This window comes from Gilliamella sp. Choc5-1 (assembly GCF_001690595.1).
In the GTDB taxonomy this organism is placed as follows: domain Bacteria; phylum Pseudomonadota; class Gammaproteobacteria; order Enterobacterales; family Orbaceae; genus Gilliamella; species Gilliamella apicola_M.
This window is the reverse complement of sequence record NZ_LZHH01000100.1, coordinates 1-1,170: the sequence shown is the minus strand read 5'-3', so window position 1 is coordinate 1,170 and position 1,170 is coordinate 1. Positions and strand designations below refer to the sequence as shown.

The window sequence follows — 1,170 nt, the reverse complement described above, 5'->3', positions numbered from 1 at the left end:
TTTACGCAACGCGATTAACTCTTGTTCTTGTGGACTGCGATTATCTTTTGTTTTAAATGAGCCACTTTGGCTTGATTGCGTTATCCAACGGTCCAATGCGGATGGCGTCAAATCATATTCTGCAACGATTTCACTACGTGATTTACCATGTTGATAAAGACTGACCATTTGCTGTTTAAAATCATCTGTGAATGTTCGTCTTTTGCGTTTAATCTTATTCATATTTGTTCCTTTTTTAGTTGTGATAAGTTTACCTTACCCCTTAAAAAGGTTGTATGAATTAGTGTAGCCGATCCACAGATTAAATTTGAGCTACTAAAGAAGAGTTAAGCATTAATATTGTGACAACTTACCAGCTGATTTTAGCTAAAAAGCAAAAAAGCCCAGCATTGCTGCTGGGCTCGTGTATTTAAAAGTCTGGCGGCACCCTACTCTCACATGGGTAATACCCACACTACCATCGGCACTACGGCGTTTCACTTCTGAGTTCGGCATGGGGTCAGGTGGGACCACCGCGCTATTACCGCCAGACATATTCTGTCTTCTCTTTCTCAACTGATGTCCATTATCTCATATCGACATCAATCGCTCAATTCGGAACAAACTGTTTTATCAATCCTTCTTCGTTTATCGATGCTTTTCTACGCTATCAATAACTCCTGCGTAACCCAAAACAACTCCGAGTTGTAAGGTTAAGACTCTCGGTTCATTAGTATCAGTTAGCTCAATGTATCACTACACTTACACACCTGACCTATCTACGTCTTAGTCTCAAACGGACCTTACTGAATCTCTTCAGGGAAAACTCATCTCAAGGCTAGTTTCGTGCTTAGATGCTTTCAGCACTTATCTATTCCGCACGTAGCTACCGGGCAATGCAATTGGCATCACAACCCGTACACCAGCGGTGCGTTCACTTCGGTCCTCTCGTACTAGAAGCAAACCCTCTCAATTTTCCTACGCCCATGGCAGATAGGGACCGAACTGTCTCACGACGTTCTAAACCCAGCTCGCGTACCACTTTAAACGGCGAACAGCCGTACCCTTGGGACCTACTTCAGCCCCAGGATGTGATGAGCCGACATCGAGGTGCCAAACACCGCCGTCGATATGAACTCTTGGGCGGTATCAGCCTGTTATCCCCGGAGTACCTTTTATCCGTTGAGCGAT

General features: G+C 44.3%; 1 protein-coding gene and 2 rRNA genes. All 3 read right to left on the bottom strand.

Features of this window, described 5'->3' with window-relative positions; all coding sequences use genetic code 11:
- Positions 1-222, bottom strand: a 222-nt coding sequence (locus A9G35_RS08655) for a transposase (protein WP_065636197.1), incomplete at its 3' end; no start/stop codon positions are given.
- A 193-nt stretch (positions 223-415) separates the two neighbouring features.
- Positions 416-531: ribosomal RNA gene (rrf, locus tag A9G35_RS08650) — 5S ribosomal RNA — on the bottom strand.
- Positions 532-688: 157 nt separating this feature from the next.
- Positions 689-1,170: ribosomal RNA gene (locus tag A9G35_RS08645) — 23S ribosomal RNA — on the bottom strand; the annotation flags it as partial.